General features: G+C 46.5%; 12 protein-coding genes. 5 read left to right on the top strand and 7 right to left on the bottom strand.

The window, feature by feature from the left end:
• A partial coding sequence (locus ABDW16_RS29935) for an ABC-F family ATP-binding cassette domain-containing protein (RefSeq protein WP_343674991.1) occupies positions 1-1,451 on the bottom strand: 1,451 nt, incomplete at its 3' end.
• Between the two features lie 110 nt (positions 1,452-1,561).
• Between ABDW16_RS29935 and ABDW16_RS29930 the strand changes: the two genes are divergently transcribed.
• From ABDW16_RS29930 to infC, 3 genes are all read left to right on the top strand, one after another.
• Entirely contained in the window at positions 1,562-2,131 is a 570-nt protein-coding gene (locus tag ABDW16_RS29930) for a DUF3347 domain-containing protein (RefSeq protein WP_343674990.1), read from the top strand.
• 276 nt (positions 2,132-2,407) lie between these two features.
• Positions 2,408-4,348 carry a threonine--tRNA ligase gene (thrS, locus tag ABDW16_RS29925; protein WP_343674989.1) on the top strand — a complete coding sequence of 647 codons (1,941 nt, stop codon included), beginning with the start codon at positions 2,408-2,410 and terminating at the stop codon, positions 4,346-4,348.
• Between the two features lie 249 nt (positions 4,349-4,597).
• On the top strand, positions 4,598-5,293 hold the full coding sequence (gene infC, locus ABDW16_RS29920; protein WP_343674988.1) for a translation initiation factor IF-3: 696 nt from the start codon (positions 4,598-4,600) through the stop codon (positions 5,291-5,293).
• Positions 5,294-5,440: 147 nt separating this feature from the next.
• On the opposite strand, the gene ABDW16_RS29915 is transcribed toward infC, so the two are convergent.
• From ABDW16_RS29915 to ABDW16_RS29900, 4 genes are read right to left on the bottom strand one after another with little or no spacing between them, the layout of a single operon-like run.
• On the bottom strand, positions 5,441-6,736 hold the full coding sequence (locus ABDW16_RS29915; protein ID WP_343674987.1) for a DUF4302 domain-containing protein: 1,296 nt from the start codon (positions 6,734-6,736) through the stop codon (positions 5,441-5,443).
• An 11-nt stretch (positions 6,737-6,747) separates the two neighbouring features.
• Positions 6,748-7,575, bottom strand: coding sequence for a putative zinc-binding metallopeptidase (locus tag ABDW16_RS29910; protein ID WP_343674985.1), 828 nt, complete (start codon positions 7,573-7,575; stop codon positions 6,748-6,750).
• Between the two features lie 19 nt (positions 7,576-7,594).
• On the bottom strand, positions 7,595-9,031 hold the full coding sequence (locus ABDW16_RS29905) for a RagB/SusD family nutrient uptake outer membrane protein (protein WP_343674984.1): 1,437 nt from the start codon (positions 9,029-9,031) through the stop codon (positions 7,595-7,597).
• Positions 9,032-9,050: 19 nt separating this feature from the next.
• Entirely contained in the window at positions 9,051-12,389 is a 3,339-nt protein-coding gene (locus ABDW16_RS29900) for a SusC/RagA family TonB-linked outer membrane protein (RefSeq protein WP_343674982.1), read from the bottom strand.
• Between the two features lie 161 nt (positions 12,390-12,550).
• On the opposite strand from ABDW16_RS29900, the gene ABDW16_RS29895 reads away from it, so the two are divergent.
• Positions 12,551-13,534: a cation diffusion facilitator family transporter gene (locus tag ABDW16_RS29895; RefSeq protein WP_343674980.1), complete on the top strand. Its 984-nt coding sequence runs from the start codon at positions 12,551-12,553 to the stop codon at positions 13,532-13,534.
• A gap of 33 nt (positions 13,535-13,567) precedes the next feature.
• Here the strand turns inward: ABDW16_RS29895 and ABDW16_RS29890 are convergent, their stop codons facing one another.
• Positions 13,568-14,767, bottom strand: a complete 1,200-nt coding sequence (locus tag ABDW16_RS29890) for a serine hydrolase domain-containing protein (RefSeq protein WP_343674979.1) — start codon at positions 14,765-14,767, stop codon at positions 13,568-13,570.
• Between the two features lie 295 nt (positions 14,768-15,062).
• Between ABDW16_RS29890 and serA the strand changes: the two genes are divergently transcribed.
• On the top strand, positions 15,063-16,301 hold the full coding sequence (serA, locus tag ABDW16_RS29885) for a phosphoglycerate dehydrogenase (RefSeq protein ID WP_343674978.1): 1,239 nt from the start codon (positions 15,063-15,065) through the stop codon (positions 16,299-16,301).
• Positions 16,302-16,444: 143 nt separating this feature from the next.
• Here the strand turns inward: serA and ABDW16_RS29880 are convergent.
• A partial coding sequence (locus tag ABDW16_RS29880; protein WP_343674977.1) for a gliding motility-associated C-terminal domain-containing protein occupies positions 16,445-17,873 on the bottom strand: 1,429 nt, incomplete at its 5' end.

The following is a 17,873-nucleotide window of genomic DNA, read 5'->3' as shown; positions in this document are numbered from 1 at the left end:
GACAGGGCGTCAATCAGCATCTGCACGGAGTTCATATCCAGGTGGTTCGTAGGCTCATCGAGCAGCAGGAAGTTCGCCTGGCTGATGATGGTTTTGGCCAGTGCCACACGTGCTTTTTCACCACCGGAGAGGATACGGATTTTCTTATATACATCGTCGCCGGTGAAGAGGAAGCAACCCAGCAGGGAGCGGAGTTCGACTTCTGTACGGCCGCTACCGCAGCTTTTCAGTTCGTCGAGAATTTCGCTGTCCAGGTGCAGGCTTTCCAGCTGGTGCTGTGCGTAGAAGCTGTCTACCACGTTGTGCCCCGGAATGCGTTCGCCTTCCATTTCTTCGGTACCGGCTATTACACGGAGCAGGGTAGATTTACCCTTACCGTTTGCACCGATCAGCGCGATCTTGTCACCACGGTTGATGATGGCGCTGGCGTGTTCCAGGATGGTGAGGTTACCATATTTCTTCGTCACGTCTTCCAGGGTGCAGATGATCTTGCCCGGGGTTTTATCGACAGTGAAGTTGATCCTGATTTTAGAAGGACCGCCGTCTACCTGTTCTACTCTTTCCAGTTTGTCTAATCGCTTCATGGCACTCTGTGCCTGTGCCGCTTTGGATGCCTTGGCCTTGAACCGTTCGATAAAGCGTTCCTGCTGGCGGATGTATTCCTGCTGGTTTTCGTAAGAGCGTTGCTGCATTTCGCGGCGCAGTTCCTTTTCCTGTTCGTAATCTTCGTAGTTGCCGGAGTAGTGGTGCAGCTGTTGCTGGTACAACTCTACAATCTTGTTGACCATTCTATCGAGGAAGTAACGGTCGTGCGATACGATGATCACAGCGCCGTTATAGCTTTGCAGGTATTTTTCCAGCCATTCGATGGAAGGCAGGTCAAGGTGGTTCGTGGGCTCATCGAGCATGAGTACATCCGGCTGCTGCAGGATCAGTTTTGCCAGGAGTACGCGCATGCGCCAACCTCCGGAAAACTGGCTGTAAGGTCTTTCCAGGTCAGTGGTACTGAAACCGAGACCTTCCAGCACCTGTTCGGTACGATGTTTCATTTCGTAACCGCCGAGGGTTTCGAAGAGGTGGAGTTTGTCACTGAATTCGATGAGGAGTTCTTCGGACTGATTCGTTTCGAGTTCCTGAGTGAGGCGTTCAATGTCTTTTTCCAATTTAATGGCTTCGGCAAAAGCGGTCATGCCTACTTTGAGGATAGATTCGTCGGATTCGAAGCTCAGGAGGTCCTGGTTAAAGAACCCAAGGGACAGGTTTTTAGCCTTGTTAACACTACCTTTAGAAACGGAATACTCACCGTTAATAACACGTAAAATGGTAGATTTCCCGGTTCCGTTCATACCGATTAATCCTACACGGTCGCCGGGAACAATATGCCACGAGGCATTTTCTACAATGGCCCTTGCGCCAAACTCAAAAGTAATGTCCTGAAGTGCTATTAGCATTGCCTAAATTAATTGAAAGGGGCAAAGTTAGTGCTTTTTAATGATCCTTTGTGCCGGGCGAAGGCAAAAGCGATGGTTTCCCTATCTTTGTAAAAAGATACATATAATATATGAGGTTCATAGCAGCGGCAATATTACTGATCGGCATAGCAGCCTGTCAATCATCTACTCAGCAGGCAAGTGGGGAAAAGGGAGATACCACCGTATTACAGGCGCCTTACGCCACTGTTTTTTACGATTCATTACAGTTAGCCCTGGAAAGTTACTACTCCCTTACGGAGGGACTGACCCAGGCAAACATTACTTATATAGACCGGTATGGGGCTGAGTTGAAACAGCACCTTGACAGTTTGCCACTCAGTTCCCTGCAGATGGATTCCGGCCGGCTGGGGAATGTGAGGAACCAGGTGACCAGTATGAGTGCTGAACTGAGTGGGCTGGTAGGTGAGAAGACGATCGATGAGAAACGTGCAGCCTTCGACATGATTTCGGGTTTGCTATTCGATTTGGTTAAAATAACTGGTGTGAAAGGGAAAACTATTTACCGGCAGTATTGCCCGATGGCGTTGAAGGATGCTGGCGGGTATTGGTTAAGTAATTCCAGTAAAAAGATAAATCCCTATTTTGGCAATGATATGCTGGGGTGTGTGGAGGTGACAGATAGTTTAAGATTTAATTAGGCTATGCCGGTGTGGGACAGGATTGCCACAGGAAAGGAATAGTTTGATTTTAAATTAAGATATAATATTCCCTTATACAGGAAGTATAAATGCAGTCCTCCCTGCTACCTTCGTCCCTGTTAATCCGAAGGTCCTGTCAACCATCTTTTAACAGATGTAGAAAAACCCATCAATTTTCTTAACTTCGCAAGCCCAAATGCGGTGTATCAAACAGATATACCCTTCTGGCAATATAAAACGCAAAACTTAAAAGCTGAAGATTAACAGCTCAATCGTATGATCAACATTACATTACCGGATGGCGCAGTTCGTCAGTATGAAGCAGGAGTAACTGCAATGGACATTGCCAAATCCATCAGTGAGGGATTGGCACGCAAAGTATTAGCCGCTAAAGTGAACGGGCAGGTGGTAGACGCCTCCCGCCCCATAACGACGGACAGTACGCTGCAATTGCTGACCTGGACTGATGTAGAAGGTAAATCTACCATGTGGCACTCTTCTGCCCACCTGATGGCCGAAGCGCTGGAATCAATCTATCCGGGCGTAAAGTTCGGTTATGGCCCTGCTATTGAAGGCGGTTTTTACTACGATATCGACCTGGGTGGCCGTACCATCTCCGACGAGGATCTGCGTAAGGTAGAAGCAAAGATGGTTGAACTGGCAAAAGCCAACAACGCTTACGATCGTAAGGAAGTGAGCAAAGCAGAAGCATTGGATTACTTCACCAAAAAAGGTGACGAATATAAAATAGAGACTATCAACGAGCTGGAGGATGGCAAAATTACCTTTTACACACAAGGTAATTTCACTGACCTGTGCCGTGGCCCACACATTCCCAGTACCGGTTTTATCAAAGCGATCAAGCTGACCAATATTGCCGGTGCCTACTGGAGAGGTAATGAAAAGAACAAGATGCTGACCCGCATCTATGGCGTTACTTTCCCTAACCAGAAAGAACTGGATGAACACCTGTTCCTGCTGGAAGAAGCGAAGAAACGTGATCACCGTAAGCTGGGTAAGGAACTGGATCTGTTCACCTTCTCTGAAAAGGTAGGTTTAGGTTTGCCGCTGTGGCTGCCAAAAGGCGCCCTGCTCCGCGAAAGACTCCAGGCTTTTTTGCAGAAAGCTCAGCTGGACCTGGGGTACTTACCAGTGGTAACACCGCATATCGGAAACGTGAACCTGTATAAGACATCCGGTCACTACGAGAAGTATGGTAAAGACAGTTTCCAGACCATCCACACACCAGAGGAAGGCGAGGAGTTCATGCTGAAACCCATGAACTGTCCACACCACTGTGAAATTTACAAAGCCAGCCCTAAGAGCTATAAAGACCTGCCGGTTCGCTTTGCAGAATTCGGAACCGTATATCGTTACGAACAGCATGGTGAACTCCATGGTCTGACCCGTGTACGTGGATTTACTCAGGATGATGCACACCTTTTCTGCCGCCCTGACCAGGTGAAAGAAGAATTCATGAAAGTGATCGACCTGGTATTGTATGTATTCAACAGCCTGAGCTTTACCGATTTTACCGCCCAGATCTCGCTGCGTCACCAGACAGACAGAACCAAGTACATTGGTTCTGAAGAAAACTGGAACCTGGCAGAACAGGCGATTATTGAGGCAGCAACAGAAAAAGGGCTGAAGACTGTAACAGAATACGACGAAGCAGCGTTCTATGGTCCTAAACTGGACTTCATGGTGAAGGATGCCCTGGGCCGTAAATGGCAGCTGGGTACCATCCAGGTGGATTACAACCTGCCTGAGCGCTTTGAACTGGAATATATCGGTGCTGACAACCAACGTCACCGCCCGGTTATGATCCACCGCGCTCCGTTCGGTTCACTGGAAAGGTTCATCGCAGTACTGATCGAACACTGCGGTGGTAAATTCCCACTGTGGCTGACACCTACGCAGGTAAAAATTCTGCCAATTAGTGACAAGAGTCAGGCTTATGCAGAAAAAGTGGCAGAATTATTAAAAAATGCGGAAATTAGAGCAGAAATTGACGACCGGAGTGAAAAGATAGGTAAGAAAATCAGGGAAACCGAGCTTGCAAAAGTTCCCTATATGCTGGTACTGGGCGAAAAAGAAGCTGCTGACAACAAGGTGGCTGTACGCAGACAAGCCAAGGGTGACCTCGGAGCCATGGATATCGAACAGTTTATCGCACTGGTTCAGGAAGAAGTAACAAACAGAAAATCTTTTGAATAAAGGTTCCTAAAAATACTTAGTTCATGTATCAACCCTCGAAATGGGGGTTGATACTTTGAAAATAATAGAAATATATTTTTAACTAATTGAACTTTTGTATTTTCGGGTACGTTAATTGCTAAAGAGTCTATTAACAAAAAAGGTCGGTTCATAGCTAATATCAATTATTTAAAGCAAAACAATCGGTAGCTGTGCCGGCTCATGCTAAATATTACAGACAATTATTAATTTGAAATTTTATTTTTTTTAATGCAGCAAGGACCCAGACCAAATTTTAACAGGGGCGGAAGAAACCCCAACTTTCGTAGAGAGCAACAACAAGAACACCGCACAAACAGGATGATTCGCGTTCCTGAAGTGCGCCTGGTGGGAGAGAATATTGAAGTAGGCATATACCGCACGGATGAGGCCCTGCGTATGGCTGAAGAACAGGGACTGGACCTGGTTGAAATTTCCCCTAATGCCGCACCACCTGTCTGCCGCATCATCGACTACAATAAATTCCTTTACGAGAAGAAGAAGAAGGAAAAGGAAATGAAGGCGAACGCACACAAAAGCGAAGTGAAAGAAATTCGCTTTACGCCTAACACCGATGACCATGACTTCGACTTCAAAGCCAAACATGCGGAAAAATTCCTCAAAGATGGCAATAAGGTAAAAACATATGTACAGTTCAAAGGTCGTGCTATCATGTTCAAAGAACGTGGAGAGCTGATACTTTTGAAATTTGCAGAAAGACTGGCAGAAGTAGGCGCACTGGAAGGTATGCCTACCATGGAAGGTAAGCGTATGATTGCCATCTTCGCTCCTAAATCTGCCAAGAAAAAGCCAGGTGGTCCTAAAGAAGCGAAGGAAGATCGTCCTCCAAGAGAAGAGCGTCCACAGCAGCCAAGGGAACCACGTCCGGCAGCTCCGGCTCCAGCACCTGAAAGTAAACCAGAATAATTACTGGTAAATTACGATATGAATAAACCCGGAACCAATGGCTCCGGGTTTATTGTTTTGGTATCTAAATCGTTGATTAACGGTTTGAATAAAATGCTGGTTATCAGCAGTATTGAGCGTGTTTTTGGCAATTTGCCTTTAGACCACTTACTCCAGGTACCCCGTAAAATAGAACCCGGTATCCTCCACACTTTTCAATTGCCCCAGTGTTCCCTGGTAAAAGTCCATTGTAAAATGATCATTCTCCAGGTGGTCCAGCAGCGGTGCCATATCTGTATCTATCAATGCAGCATTGCCAGTATACGTCTGCCCTGTAAAGTCAAATACCCCCGCTGTGGTTTTGGTATAAGTATATGGATACTCTGCCAGGTACAAGCGGTTATTCTGAATTACGTATACATCTAAATACAACACCTCTGCGGCCGGGTCAAACGTGAAGTAAGTATAATACAACGTCAGCCCATAAACTCCACTCTTCAATGAGGTAGCAATCGACTTCCACATATTCGTAAATTCATCTGACCAGCCCGGGATCGCCTGTGGCGGTACCACGATAGAAGAGAAGCTCACACCGATCAGCTGATGCATGGGAATAATTGAATGATCTGCTACCTGCACATCCACCCTGTTCCCATTGATCTTTACATAAAATACCTGGTTATCAGCATCCCAGAATACCTCATTGAAGGTGTAACTGCCATACGTAATTGGAGTTTGCAGATACAATCCTTCGGTGGTATAGTAATACGCCGTCGTGATTAACTGCACCTTCCCTGCATCATCGAGATAGATAAGGGTGAAGTTTTTAGTAACTGTATTAATACTTACCTGCAACTTTTTACCATCTGCAAATTGCAAATACTGCCATGGGAATTCGGCAATGTTATTTTCAATATCTACCAGCTGCTCACCAAAAGCGCCTGATGTATACGCATCATGTTCTGCCTTCGTCGCCTTTACCAATATCATTTTGGTACTGTAGGTAATGCCGGTCAGTTTGATAGTATCGTCCGATACACTGTCAATAGCATATTCGAAGTCTACAGAATACCCCTGGCCAGTCACCCCGCCGTATACATTTGGATTTGGATCTGCCAGCAGGTGCAGGTAGGAATAGGTATCAAACAATAATGAGGGCCGTTGCATTGCCTTGAGGCGGTAGGTACTGTTTTCGGGAGTACCTGCTGCATCTTCCGTCACATCTCCATACATGGTTACCCTATCTGCAGTATCGAACGTAAAGAAGAAGCTATAGCCGCCACCTGCCGGTGGAAATACCGCTGTTTTCCAGCCATACTCCGCACCTGTCAACCTGGATTTATAATCTGCCAGTGCCTTTGCCAGCCGCTGATCGGGTGTCTCTCCAAAGATAGAAGTCGTTTGATCTTTCCGGCAGCTAAACAGGCATGCCAGTATCAGTATATATAATATATGTGTACGCATGTTGAGCTGTTTTAAAGGTTATCGATAGCATGCTGGGTTCTCGTCTGCAAACTGTAGAAGTCAATATGCCAGCTCTCTTTGAAGTATCGTACTACGATCTCTTCTTTCTGGCGTAGTTTGGCCGCGCCGTCATCCGGGGCACTTGCCACAATGGCATCAAAACCGCTTTTGCCTTCTACCAGCATAGTAGATACCATTTCTACAAAGTCTTCATCCGGCGCACTACGTGCATATTGTGTCACAAATCCTCTTTCCAGCGCTTCGGCTAGTGTGTAGTCATTCCAGCTGCCGGTATAGCCTGTTGAAATAGATTTGAATGCTACCGGGTACATGATCGTCTGGTGCAGGATGTGTGCAAATTCGTGATGGATGGTGTGCAACATTTCTCTTACACCCGGTTTATCGTCCAGGCTAAAATCATTCAGGTCAAAAAGCACGACTTTACGGCCACCTTCGGCAGTTCCCAGCGTCACTGTATTATTGGAGTTGTATTGCGGGCTGCCTACCAGTACAAACTGTTTCTGGCAGTATGTTTTAAAGAAAGCGTCGCCGGCTTCATCGATGTAAGGTGCAATCCAGGTCTTTGCAATGGTCGTCATCACAGGTTCTACCTGCGACTCAGCTACTGGTACCAGGTCTTTGTTCAAAGAAAGTTCATACCGGTCAAACCGGTATTTCACTTCTATGTTATATGGATGTACAAAATTGGAATCCAGCCAGTAGTCCAGTGGCCCTTTTTCCCAGGTCTCGCCACCGAGTCCCGGCAGGTCTGTATCCAGGGTTTCCTTTTTGGAGCAGGCCACCAGCAACATGATTAGTAATATAGGCAAGTATTTCATTTTCATTTGTTTTTAGCGGTTAACGGGGATTTTGTTCAATACCGGAAAGCTTCACTTCCTGCGGCAACTGAAACAACCTGCGCAGGTCGTCGCCAGTCAGCGTTTCACCACTATGGGTCACAGGAATGTGATAGCGCAGTATGTCAAACCAGCGCATTCCTTCCTGCATGAACTCAGCCTGCTTAAAATCCAGCAGGGTATAAATCAGGCCATTCTTCACATTGGTAGTACCGTAGTAGTTGGCCAGCTTTGCATTCGTGATACGGTTGCTGGTGGTGTAACCATCAATGCGCATACTGGCGTAATCATTCAGGTCCTGCTTTGCTGCATCGTAATTGCCGAGATAGATATTTGCTTCCGCCCTGTTGAATAAAACTTCTTCTGCCGTAAAGAGCGGGAAGATGGTATATGGCACCCCAATATCTGCATTGGCACTGGAACGTACAAAGTGCTCCCTGAACTTCAGGATTTCCCAGTTGTCGGTATTGTCGCCCACATAGTAGAGGGGCTGTACCCAGGTAGCACCGGTTACGTTTGGATACCTATATATACTATATACAAGGTCGGTTTGGAGCCCGTACCTGTACTGCGCCACATTACGTGCCCATATGGAAGGCGCTTCTACCAGCAGCAGATTGGCCGGCTCAGTGGCATTGGTATACAAAGCCAGCGCTTCGGCCGCTGTGAGGTTTTGATATACTGTGACCCATTGGCGCAGGTTGCTTTTGATATTGCCCCCGGGAAATACATTGGCTGCGTAACTGAGCACCTTCTGGTAGTCCTTTTTGAATAAATAAAACCTTGTCGCAAAAGCATTGGCCGCTGCAGTCGTAAAGTGATACTTGGGTACTTTGTAAGTAGTATTATTAATTAACGGTAACCCCGTAGTGAGGTCTTTTTCGATCTGTTCATAAACATATGCCACCGTTTTGCGCTCATATTGTTTGATCACTACATTTTCAGGCGTGGTGACGTAGGGAATACCCGGATCCTGTGCGGCTGTAGCCGAATCATATACTTTGGAAAAGAGTGTCACGAGCATGAAATGTGAATACGCTCTCGCTACGAGGGCTTCCCCTTTCTGTGCATTGTAATCAGACGGGTTGTCTGCATTTGCAATTGCCTGCAATGCCTGGTTACAGGCTGCGATGGCTTTGTAGCAATTGTTCCAGTAATAAGTAGGAGAACCTTCTGTTTTGTCGATGACATCGTTGAAATAATATGGATTGGTATTGATTTCCAGCGATACCGTGCCACCTGTTCCCTTGTCAGCAGCATTGTCTGAAGCTGCTTCTGTAAAGGTTGCGTAGTCTGCCTGCGGATAAGCTGTACCCAGTAGTTCCGCAACTTTCTCCACACTATTCAATTGTGTGCGCTGATCCGGTGCCTGCTCCAGGTATTTTTTACACCCGCTGCCTGCCAGTAATATGAGTAATAAGATATAATGCGTTTTCATGAATGCGTGTTTTAAAGGGTTACAGACTAGCCTTTACAGAAAGCGTGAACTGACGTGGTATGGGCAGTGCTACTCCACCTGCATTGAAGAATTCAGGATCCTGTCCATTCAGTCGTTTATCGGAATATATCAGCCAAAGGTTATTGGCTACCAGGCTCACAGAGAGGTTATTGAACCCTTTAGGTTTGAAGCCGTAAGTAAGGGAAACCTGTTTGAGGCGAACAAAACTCCCATTTGCCACACGTGCTGTGGAGTAGTTATAATTATTATAAGGATATACACCATCCAGTAATGATTCTCCATATTTATCCAGTATACTGGGTACATTGGTGCGTGCTTCGTCTCCCGGCAATGTCCACCGGTTGATGAAGTCATTGGAGCTGGCATCGAGGTCTGAATACTTTTGTTTGAATCCAGGGTTCAGGCGGATCTTATTCCCTGTACTGTAGGTGACCAGGGCGGAGAGGGAGAAGCCTTTATACCGGAGTGTATTGTACCAGCCACCGGTGAGCGTTGGATCTACAGGGCCGTCGTAATGGAGGTTTTGCACCTTGTCACTTTGCAGGTATACGTTGTTGCTGGTCTCGCCATTTTCATTGATAAATAAAGGCGTACCATCTTTGGGGTTCAGACCTGCAAATGGAATGGAATACAATCCCCTTACCGGGTGCCCCTGTGTAGCGCCACCTTCGGCTACGACCAGGTCCCAGATGATAGGGTTATTTTCCAGCCGGGTAATCTTTCCTTTGTTATAACCAAGGGTGAGTTGTGTACGTAGTCCCCATTCCTTATCGTCCAGTATTTTGTAAGCTACGGTTGCTTCTACACCTTTAGAATGCATGTCTCCATAGTTCGCGATTTTGATTTCTTCGCCCCCGATTCCTGAGGTACGGATAGGACCAATCAGGTCAAAGCCCTGCCTTAAATATCCATCCAAAGTAAGGGTCAGTCTATCCTGGAACATGCCCAGATCGATGCCCACATTTGTCTCATATTGCTTTTCCCAGGTGAGTTGTGAATTCTCTAAACTCTGAATGTAAATGACTGATTCTACTTCAGATAGATAAGGTCTGTTCGTACTTCTGTTTTGCAATACGACGCTTGAATTTCTCGCATTGCCCATGCTACCGGTCAACCCGTAAGTAGCTCTCAATGTGAGGCGGTTGATGTTGGTGAGCGATTGCATGAAGTCTTCCGTATCGAGGTTCCAGGAGCCACTCACATTCCAGGTAGGCAACCATCTTGCCGTTCTGGATTCGCCTAAGAGGTTGGAGCCATCATAGCGTAAACTTGCATTGAAATTATATTTACTCTTATAAGAATAAGCTGCATTTGCGAGGTAGGCTAAATAACGATCGTAGTTCATCGTCATGCTGTAGTAGTTGAAATTGTTCTCTACATTCTGCTTGATGATGTTGGGATCTATATAAGGCACACCACCTTTATCAAACTGGTAACCATAGCCATCAAACTGTTTGTTCTGCCTGTTGGCATAGCGCAATTCCTGCGAGCCTAACAGCATCAGGGTATGGGTTTGATTCCAGGTCTTGTTCCATTCTAATGTATTTCTATAATAATAACTCACAAGGTAATCATCATCAGTAGAATAGATACCACCATATGGTAATACCACTATCGGCTCTGCATCAGGGTTATCAGGGTCCCGGTACAGGAACCTGTTTCTGTCGCGAATGGTCGCATCGCCTGCAGCCCTGTAAGCCATGGGCATATTGGAGTTTTCTTTGACCTTATGTTCCTGGCTGCTTTTTACATAGCGGATGTTCCCCAGGAAAGTATATTTCAGGTTAGGCAGGATCTTATAAGAAAACTCACCCTGCAGTTTCAGGTCCAGCTGGCTCACATCAATATAATTGTTCGCCATTTCATTGATAATATTGAAAGGAGCGAAGTTGCGGGTAAAGTATTCCAGGTGTCCCTGTTCATCGTATGCTGTGAGTGTACGGCTGGTGTTCAGCGCATAGCTGTAGGGATTGATGTCGAAGTCACGGTCAAACTGTCCGCTCACCGGGTTACTGTTCCTGTTCAGGCTACCGGGTACCCGTTGGTCGCGGATTACGCCCTGGGTAATGAATCCAAAGGAAACCTTGTCATTGAAGTTGTAATTGGCTCTTACGTTGCCGGTGAAGCGCTTCAGTTTATCAGCGGGTGTCCAGCCGCCGTCCTGCAGGAAACTGGTAGATACATAGAGTTGTGAGCGGTCGGTACCGGAGGAGATACTGACAGAATGTTCCTGCATGAATGAGTTCTTAAAGAGTACGTTGAACCAGTCGGTATTGGCACCGGCATATCTTTGCAGGAATGCCTTGCGGGCTTCGGGGGTATTGGCCAGGCCAAACTGCCCTTTCGATGCATCGTAGGTATCGATCAGGTTATACATTTTGGTATAGACACCACCATTTTCGGCGCGGGTAGCATCAGAGTGGTTCAGCCATCCTTTGCGTTCCAGCTCTGTATAGACCGACATCTGGTTTGCAGAGTTCATAATGTCGAACTGGTCGTAGGTAGGCTTCAGGTAAGTAGAGAAATTACCTGTATAGGATACCACCGGCTTGCCTACACGTCCTTTTTTGGTCGTGATGACCACTACGCCATTCATGGCTCTTGCGCCATAGAGTGCGGTGGCGGCGGCGTCTTTCAGGATCTGGAAACTCTCAATATCATCTGCGTTCAAACCCGCCACAGAAGAGCCCAGCAGGGTAGAGGGGTTCCCGGTGGAAAGCTGTTCGTTGCTTACATTAATTACATCTTCCAGTACCACACCATCTACTACCCACAGGGGCTTGTTATCGCCAGTGATACTGGTTGCACCACGAATGCGGATTTTGGGTGCGGCGCCAAATGTGCCGGACACGTTTTGAATGCTTACACCGGCTACCTGGCCTTCCAGCATACGGCTTACATCTGCAATGCCGGCACGCCGTATGTCGGATGCTTTCACCGAAGTAGCTGCACCGGTGAAGAGCTTGCGGTCTATGGTCTGATAACCGGTGACCACCACTTCGCCCAGGTTGCTCACGTCTTCTTCCAGTGTCAGGTTGATGACTGATTGGGCGGCACGGGTGACGGTTTTGTAACCGACCATAGAAAAGACGACGGTCGCCCCTGTTTTTACTTTCAGTTTGTAAGTACCATCCAGGCTGGTCATGGTACCATTCTTTGTGCCTTGTTCTATTACACTGACACCCGGGGCGGCGGTGATTATACCATTCCTGTCGGGTAATCGTACCACACCGGTAACGACTATATCAGTGGGTTGTTGAAATGCATGCACAGGATTCATGCATATACTGCATAATAGCAGGCATAGCCATGCAGACTTTGGGATGAAATTCAGCATAATTACGATTTTGGTTGGGGGTATATTGCTACAGTTGATTATTACGATTACAGTTTGCTACAGTTTAATTGCACAGTTACATTTTGTTATCTTTTAACTAACACGCACTTTCATTAAACTTACGGAAAATTTCCTTTCTTTGTGGATCAATTAATTATGTTTTGCAGAGAAAAGAATTACGTGTCATATTGATCTCCCTGATCGTGAGTTTCATACTTACGGGAACCAAGTTCCTGGCCTGGTTCTTAACGCACTCAGTGGCAATATTGTCTGACGCCCTCGAATCCATTATCAACGTTGTCGCCGGTGCCTTTGCCTGCTATAGTATTTACCTGACCGGCAAGCCAAAAGACGAAAACCACCCATACGGACATGGGAAAGTGGAATTCTTCTCCATCGGTTTTGAAGGGGCTATGATCTTCATCGCCGGTTGCCTGATCCTCTTTAAAGCCGTTCAGTTTTTTTTTATTCCCCCTACGCTTGAAAGTATTGACAAGGGCATCTGGATTATTGGCGGTACGGCAGTGGGCAACCTGGTATTGGGGGCTTACCTGTTGCGTGAGGGAAAGAAGCTCTCTTCGCTGACTATCACCGGCAATGGTTCACACATCATGACGGACGTATATAGCAGCGGCGGGCTGATCGTTGCCCTGTTCCTCATTCACTTTACGGGATGGAACTGGATAGATCCGCTGGCGTCTGCATTAATGGGGGCGCTCATTTTGCGCCAGGGATACCGGTTATTACGCCAGTCTATTTCGGGCCTGATGGACGAAACAGATATGCAGGTAGTGGACAAGGTGATCCAGGTTTTACAGGAGCATCGCAGGGAGAAATGGATTGACATTCACAATATGCGGGTACAGCAATATGGGAATAATTATCATATTGATTGCCATTTGACCTTACCTTATTATTTATTATTGAGTGATGGGCATGAAGAACTGAAGGCGATAGAAAAGTTGGTGAATGATTCGTTTACATCAGGAGAAGTAGAGTTCTTTATACATATAGATCCTTGTTTGCCGTCCTGTTGTCATTATTGCCTGATGCCGGCATGCCCGGTGCGGCAACATGCTTTTACAGGAGCAATTCAATGGACGCGGGAAAATGTTCTTCCTAACCGAAAACATGGGGAGGAATAAAAAAAGGGATGGTTCTATGAACCATCCCTTTTTTTATTCCTCTCCCTCCGTCTCACCATCACCAGCTCCTAAAATAGCTGCTACTGGTTTGACCGCATGGTATATATTCCTGTTATACTTATTCCCTAAAATAATAATCGTGGAGGTATCTTTCACAATCCTGTAAAACACTGTATTGTTCCCGTGCCACCAGCCATTGTGATACACAATCTCACTACTATCAGGGTACACCATCAATCGCCATCCCAATCCGTAATTCCGTACGCCGGGTTTTTCATGACTATAAGGTGTATATGCCTGTTTCAACCACTCTGGTGTAAACAGCTTGCCGGCGTAGAGTCCCTGATCCCACTTCAGCATATCCTGCGCGGTGCTATATACACCCTTATCACCCACTACACCGTCAAAATATGTATCCGGTTCTGCCTGGCCATTATATTTGTGACTGATGGTCTGATGCGCCCTTGCTGCCGTAGCCGGGTCATATACAAACGTATTCTGCATGCCCAGGGGCTCAAAGAAGGTCTTATGTAAAAAATCTGCATATTTCTGCCCGGTGACCTTCTCAATAATAGAAGCCAGGAGCATAAAATTGGTATTACAATACTGGAAATGTGTATCTGGCAGGTGCTGGACCTTGGGTTTATGCTTTTCCATCAGGCGGATGACGTCATCATTGGTCATGAGTCGCTCTTTGTCTGGCCAGATGCTATCGCAGAAATAGAGGTAATTTGGGAGGCCGCTTCTGTGTGACAACAACATGCGGACGGTAATTCCCTTATAGGGAAAAGCAGGGAAAAACTTTTGAAGTGTATCTTCCAGGTTTAGTTGGTGCTGTTCAGCCAGGTATAGCGTAGCCATCCCGGTAAATGTCTTGGATACAGAGGCCAGCTGGAACGAAGAACTTTCCCCGATCAGGGAGCTTTTCGTTCTGAAGTTCTCCAGGCCATGGTATTTTTCAAAGATAATTACCCCTTTTTTGGCCACAATCATAGCGCCATTGAAGCCGGAGCGCAATAAATTAGTGTTGTAAAAAGCTTCCAGTTCCTGTTGCTGCGCCTTGGTGTGAGGGGAATTGAGTACAGCAGCTCTCGCTTCATCAATGATCTCAATCTGCGTAGTATCTTTTGTTCTCGATTTTCTATCCTTATTATACGCTGCGTTGCTTTGACAAGCGGTAATAGCGTATAATGTAAACCCGGAGATAGTTAGTGCAATAAAAGCTGCTTTCATTCTGCTGTTAAGAGTCGGTCTGTGACAAAAATTACGTAAAAGCGTTAAAATTAGGACCTAAAGATAAGTTGGGCAAAAATTTCAACCCTAAATTGGTCATTTTAAAGGTATTTTAAGATTTATACCTTAAAAATGGCAAAATAAAGCCCAAAAAGGGACTTAATTTTGACGAAATCAAATTTGAAGGGACTGCTATTTGAATTTTGCGCAACATCTTTTAGGTTTGTGCTTTGTTTGCGGTAATATCAAACATTAAGCCAATTGTTTTGCAGTTGGTAACATATAAAATAGAATCATGGATCAGCAAAAGTTGACTAGTTATCCGAAGGAGAAGATCAATATTTTATTGTTGGAAAACATCAGCGATGCCGCCGCGGCACAATTTACATCCGCTGGTTATGCCAATGTAAAAAGGTTGTCGGGGGCGCTGAGCGAAGAAGATCTGATTCGTGAGGTAAAAGATGTGCATCTGCTGGGCATCCGCTCCAAGACGCAGGTGACACGTAAGGTACTGGAAGCAGCTCATAAACTGCAGGCCATTGGCTGTTTTTGTATTGGTACTAACCAGGTAGACCTGAAAAGTGCCCGTGAATTTGGGGTAGCCGTATTCAATGCGCCGTATTCCAATACCCGTTCTGTGGCTGAGCTTGTAATTGGCCTGTCCATCATGCTCATCCGCCGTATCCCGGACAAAAATGCCGCTGCGCACGAAGGTACCTGGATGAAAGAAGCCAAAGGCAGCTTCGAACTGAGAGGCAAAAGCCTGGGTATAGTAGGTTATGGTAATATCGGTAGCCAGGTGAGCGTACTTGCCGAGGCAATGGGTATGAACGTACTTTACTATGATGTGGAAACCAAACTGCCACTGGGTAATGCGGTACAGATCCGCTCGCTGGAAGAGCTGTTTGCACAGTCCGATATCATCTCCCTGCACGTACCGTCTACGAAGACGACCAATAATATGATTACTGCCGAGGTGCTTAGCCATGCGAAACCCGGTGCTATCTTCATCAACTATGCACGTGGTGAAGTGGTAGACCTGGAAGCACTGCGCGATGCGCTGGTGGCAAAACGCCTGAGCGGTGCTGCCGTGGACGTGTTCCCTGTTGAACCTGAAAAGAACGGTGCGGCCTTCTCTACACCACTGCAGAAACTGAGCAACGTGATCCTGACGCCGCACATCGGTGGTAGCACGGAAGAAGCGCAGCATAATATTGGCCTGGATGTGAGCAGCAAGATGCTGAACTACCTGGAAAAAGGAGCCAGCTTCGGTTCTCATACCATTCCTGCCATGAGTGTTCCGGAAGTAGATCATGCACATCGTATCCTGCATATTCACCAGAACGTGCCCGGCGTATTGTCTGAAATCAATACCGTGCTTTCTCAGAATAAGATCAATATCCTGGGGCAGTACCTGAAGACAAATGATGCGGTAGGTTATGTAGTATTAGACGTGGATAGCAAATTATCGAAAGAAGCGTTTGTATTGCTGCGTGATGTAAAGAATACTATTAAGGCCAGGTTGCTTTATTAATTACAGTTATAAATTTGGTGAAGAGCCTCCACAATTGTGGGGGCTTTTTTTATTGTTTGGGGTTCGGGCTCAAAAAGGAAGGCGCCCCGGTGGGTATCCCGGGACGCCTTTAAGCCTATTTTATTTCTACTTTACACTTCTCGTTATCTTACTACGGTTACTTCACCTTTCACCACATTCACTGGTCCACCCAGGATTTTCTTATAGCTCAGCATCCACACATAAGTACCAATATCCACCAGTGTTCCTTTGTATCGACCATCCCATCCGGTCTTGGAATCTTTACTGATGAAGATCTGTTCGCCCCAACGATTGTAGATACGCAAATCGTAGTCATACATCGTTCCTGATACATGTGGTTTGAAGGTATCGTTGTTTCCGTCGCCGTTCGGTGTGAACGCATTCGGGAATTGAGGTTTACCTTCACAAGCTTTATAAGTTACCGTGATATCGTCAGTTACGGAACCGCAATCATTATAAACAGTTACAGTATAGTATCCGGTCGTAGTCACTACATACGTTGGCGTAGTAGCGCCATCCTGCCACCTGATGCTGTTGCCGGTTCCGGCATCTACGCTCAGGGTCAGTGTCTGACCGATACAGATGGTGGTATCATTGCCCAGGGAAATATTTCCGATACCTGCCACTGTTACTTTCACACTATCTGAAGAAGTCAGGTTACAGAACCTGTCAAGCACTGTTACGGTGTAAGTACCCGGTGTGCTTACTTCCTTGATCGGATCGGTCGTACCATCATTCCAGAGGTAAGAGATCACGTCAGGGTTAGTTGCATCCAGTACTACCAGGCCACCGGCACAGATATCCTTGTCAGGACCGAGGTCGAAGTTGATGTTAGCTTTGTTAGTCACAGTGACGGTATCAGTTACAACGCAACCACCCTTCGTTACAGTTACCCAGTAATCACCAGGTTTAGATACGATGATAGAGTTTGTCAATGAACCATCTAACCATGTTACGCTGCCACCATCTGGTTCAACCTGCAGCATCACTGTCTGATTAGGACAAATAGCAGTATCAGGAGTCAGGGTCACGTTTGGCGGTGTAGATACCGTTACGGTCGCCTGGTCGGTTACGGTACATCCCTTCAGTGATACATCTACGGTGTAGGTACCTGCGGTACTTACGGTGATAGATGGTCCGGTATCACCAGTGCTCCAGGTGTAGGTAGCACCCTGTACATAAGCATTCAGTTTCACCGTCATGCCTTCACAGATAGTGGTATCGCGGATATCAACAGTTGGTGGTGTGTTCACCGTTACCTTCACGGAGTCTGTAGCGGAACAACCATTGTTGGTCACCGTTGCATAGTAAGTACCGGCAGCAGATACGGTGATCTGTTGGGTAGTGGCACCCGTGTTCCATTTAATGGTGTAACCAGCACTTGCATTGGCCGCACCTGCATCCAGGGTGACTGTGTTACCCTGACAGATAGCGACATCTGCACCCAGGTCCACAGTTGGCTTCTGTACATATTGCAGGTTGTAAGTCACAGGGTCAGATACGCAACCGGTTACGCCATCAGTTACGATGAAGGTAGCCTGTGTAGCACCA

The sequence above is a fragment of the Chitinophaga sp. genome, from assembly GCF_039596135.1.
Taxonomy (GTDB): Bacteria; Bacteroidota; Bacteroidia; order Chitinophagales; family Chitinophagaceae; genus Chitinophaga.
The sequence above is the reverse complement of the archived record's forward strand: the minus strand, read 5'-3'. Positions and strand labels throughout refer to the sequence as shown.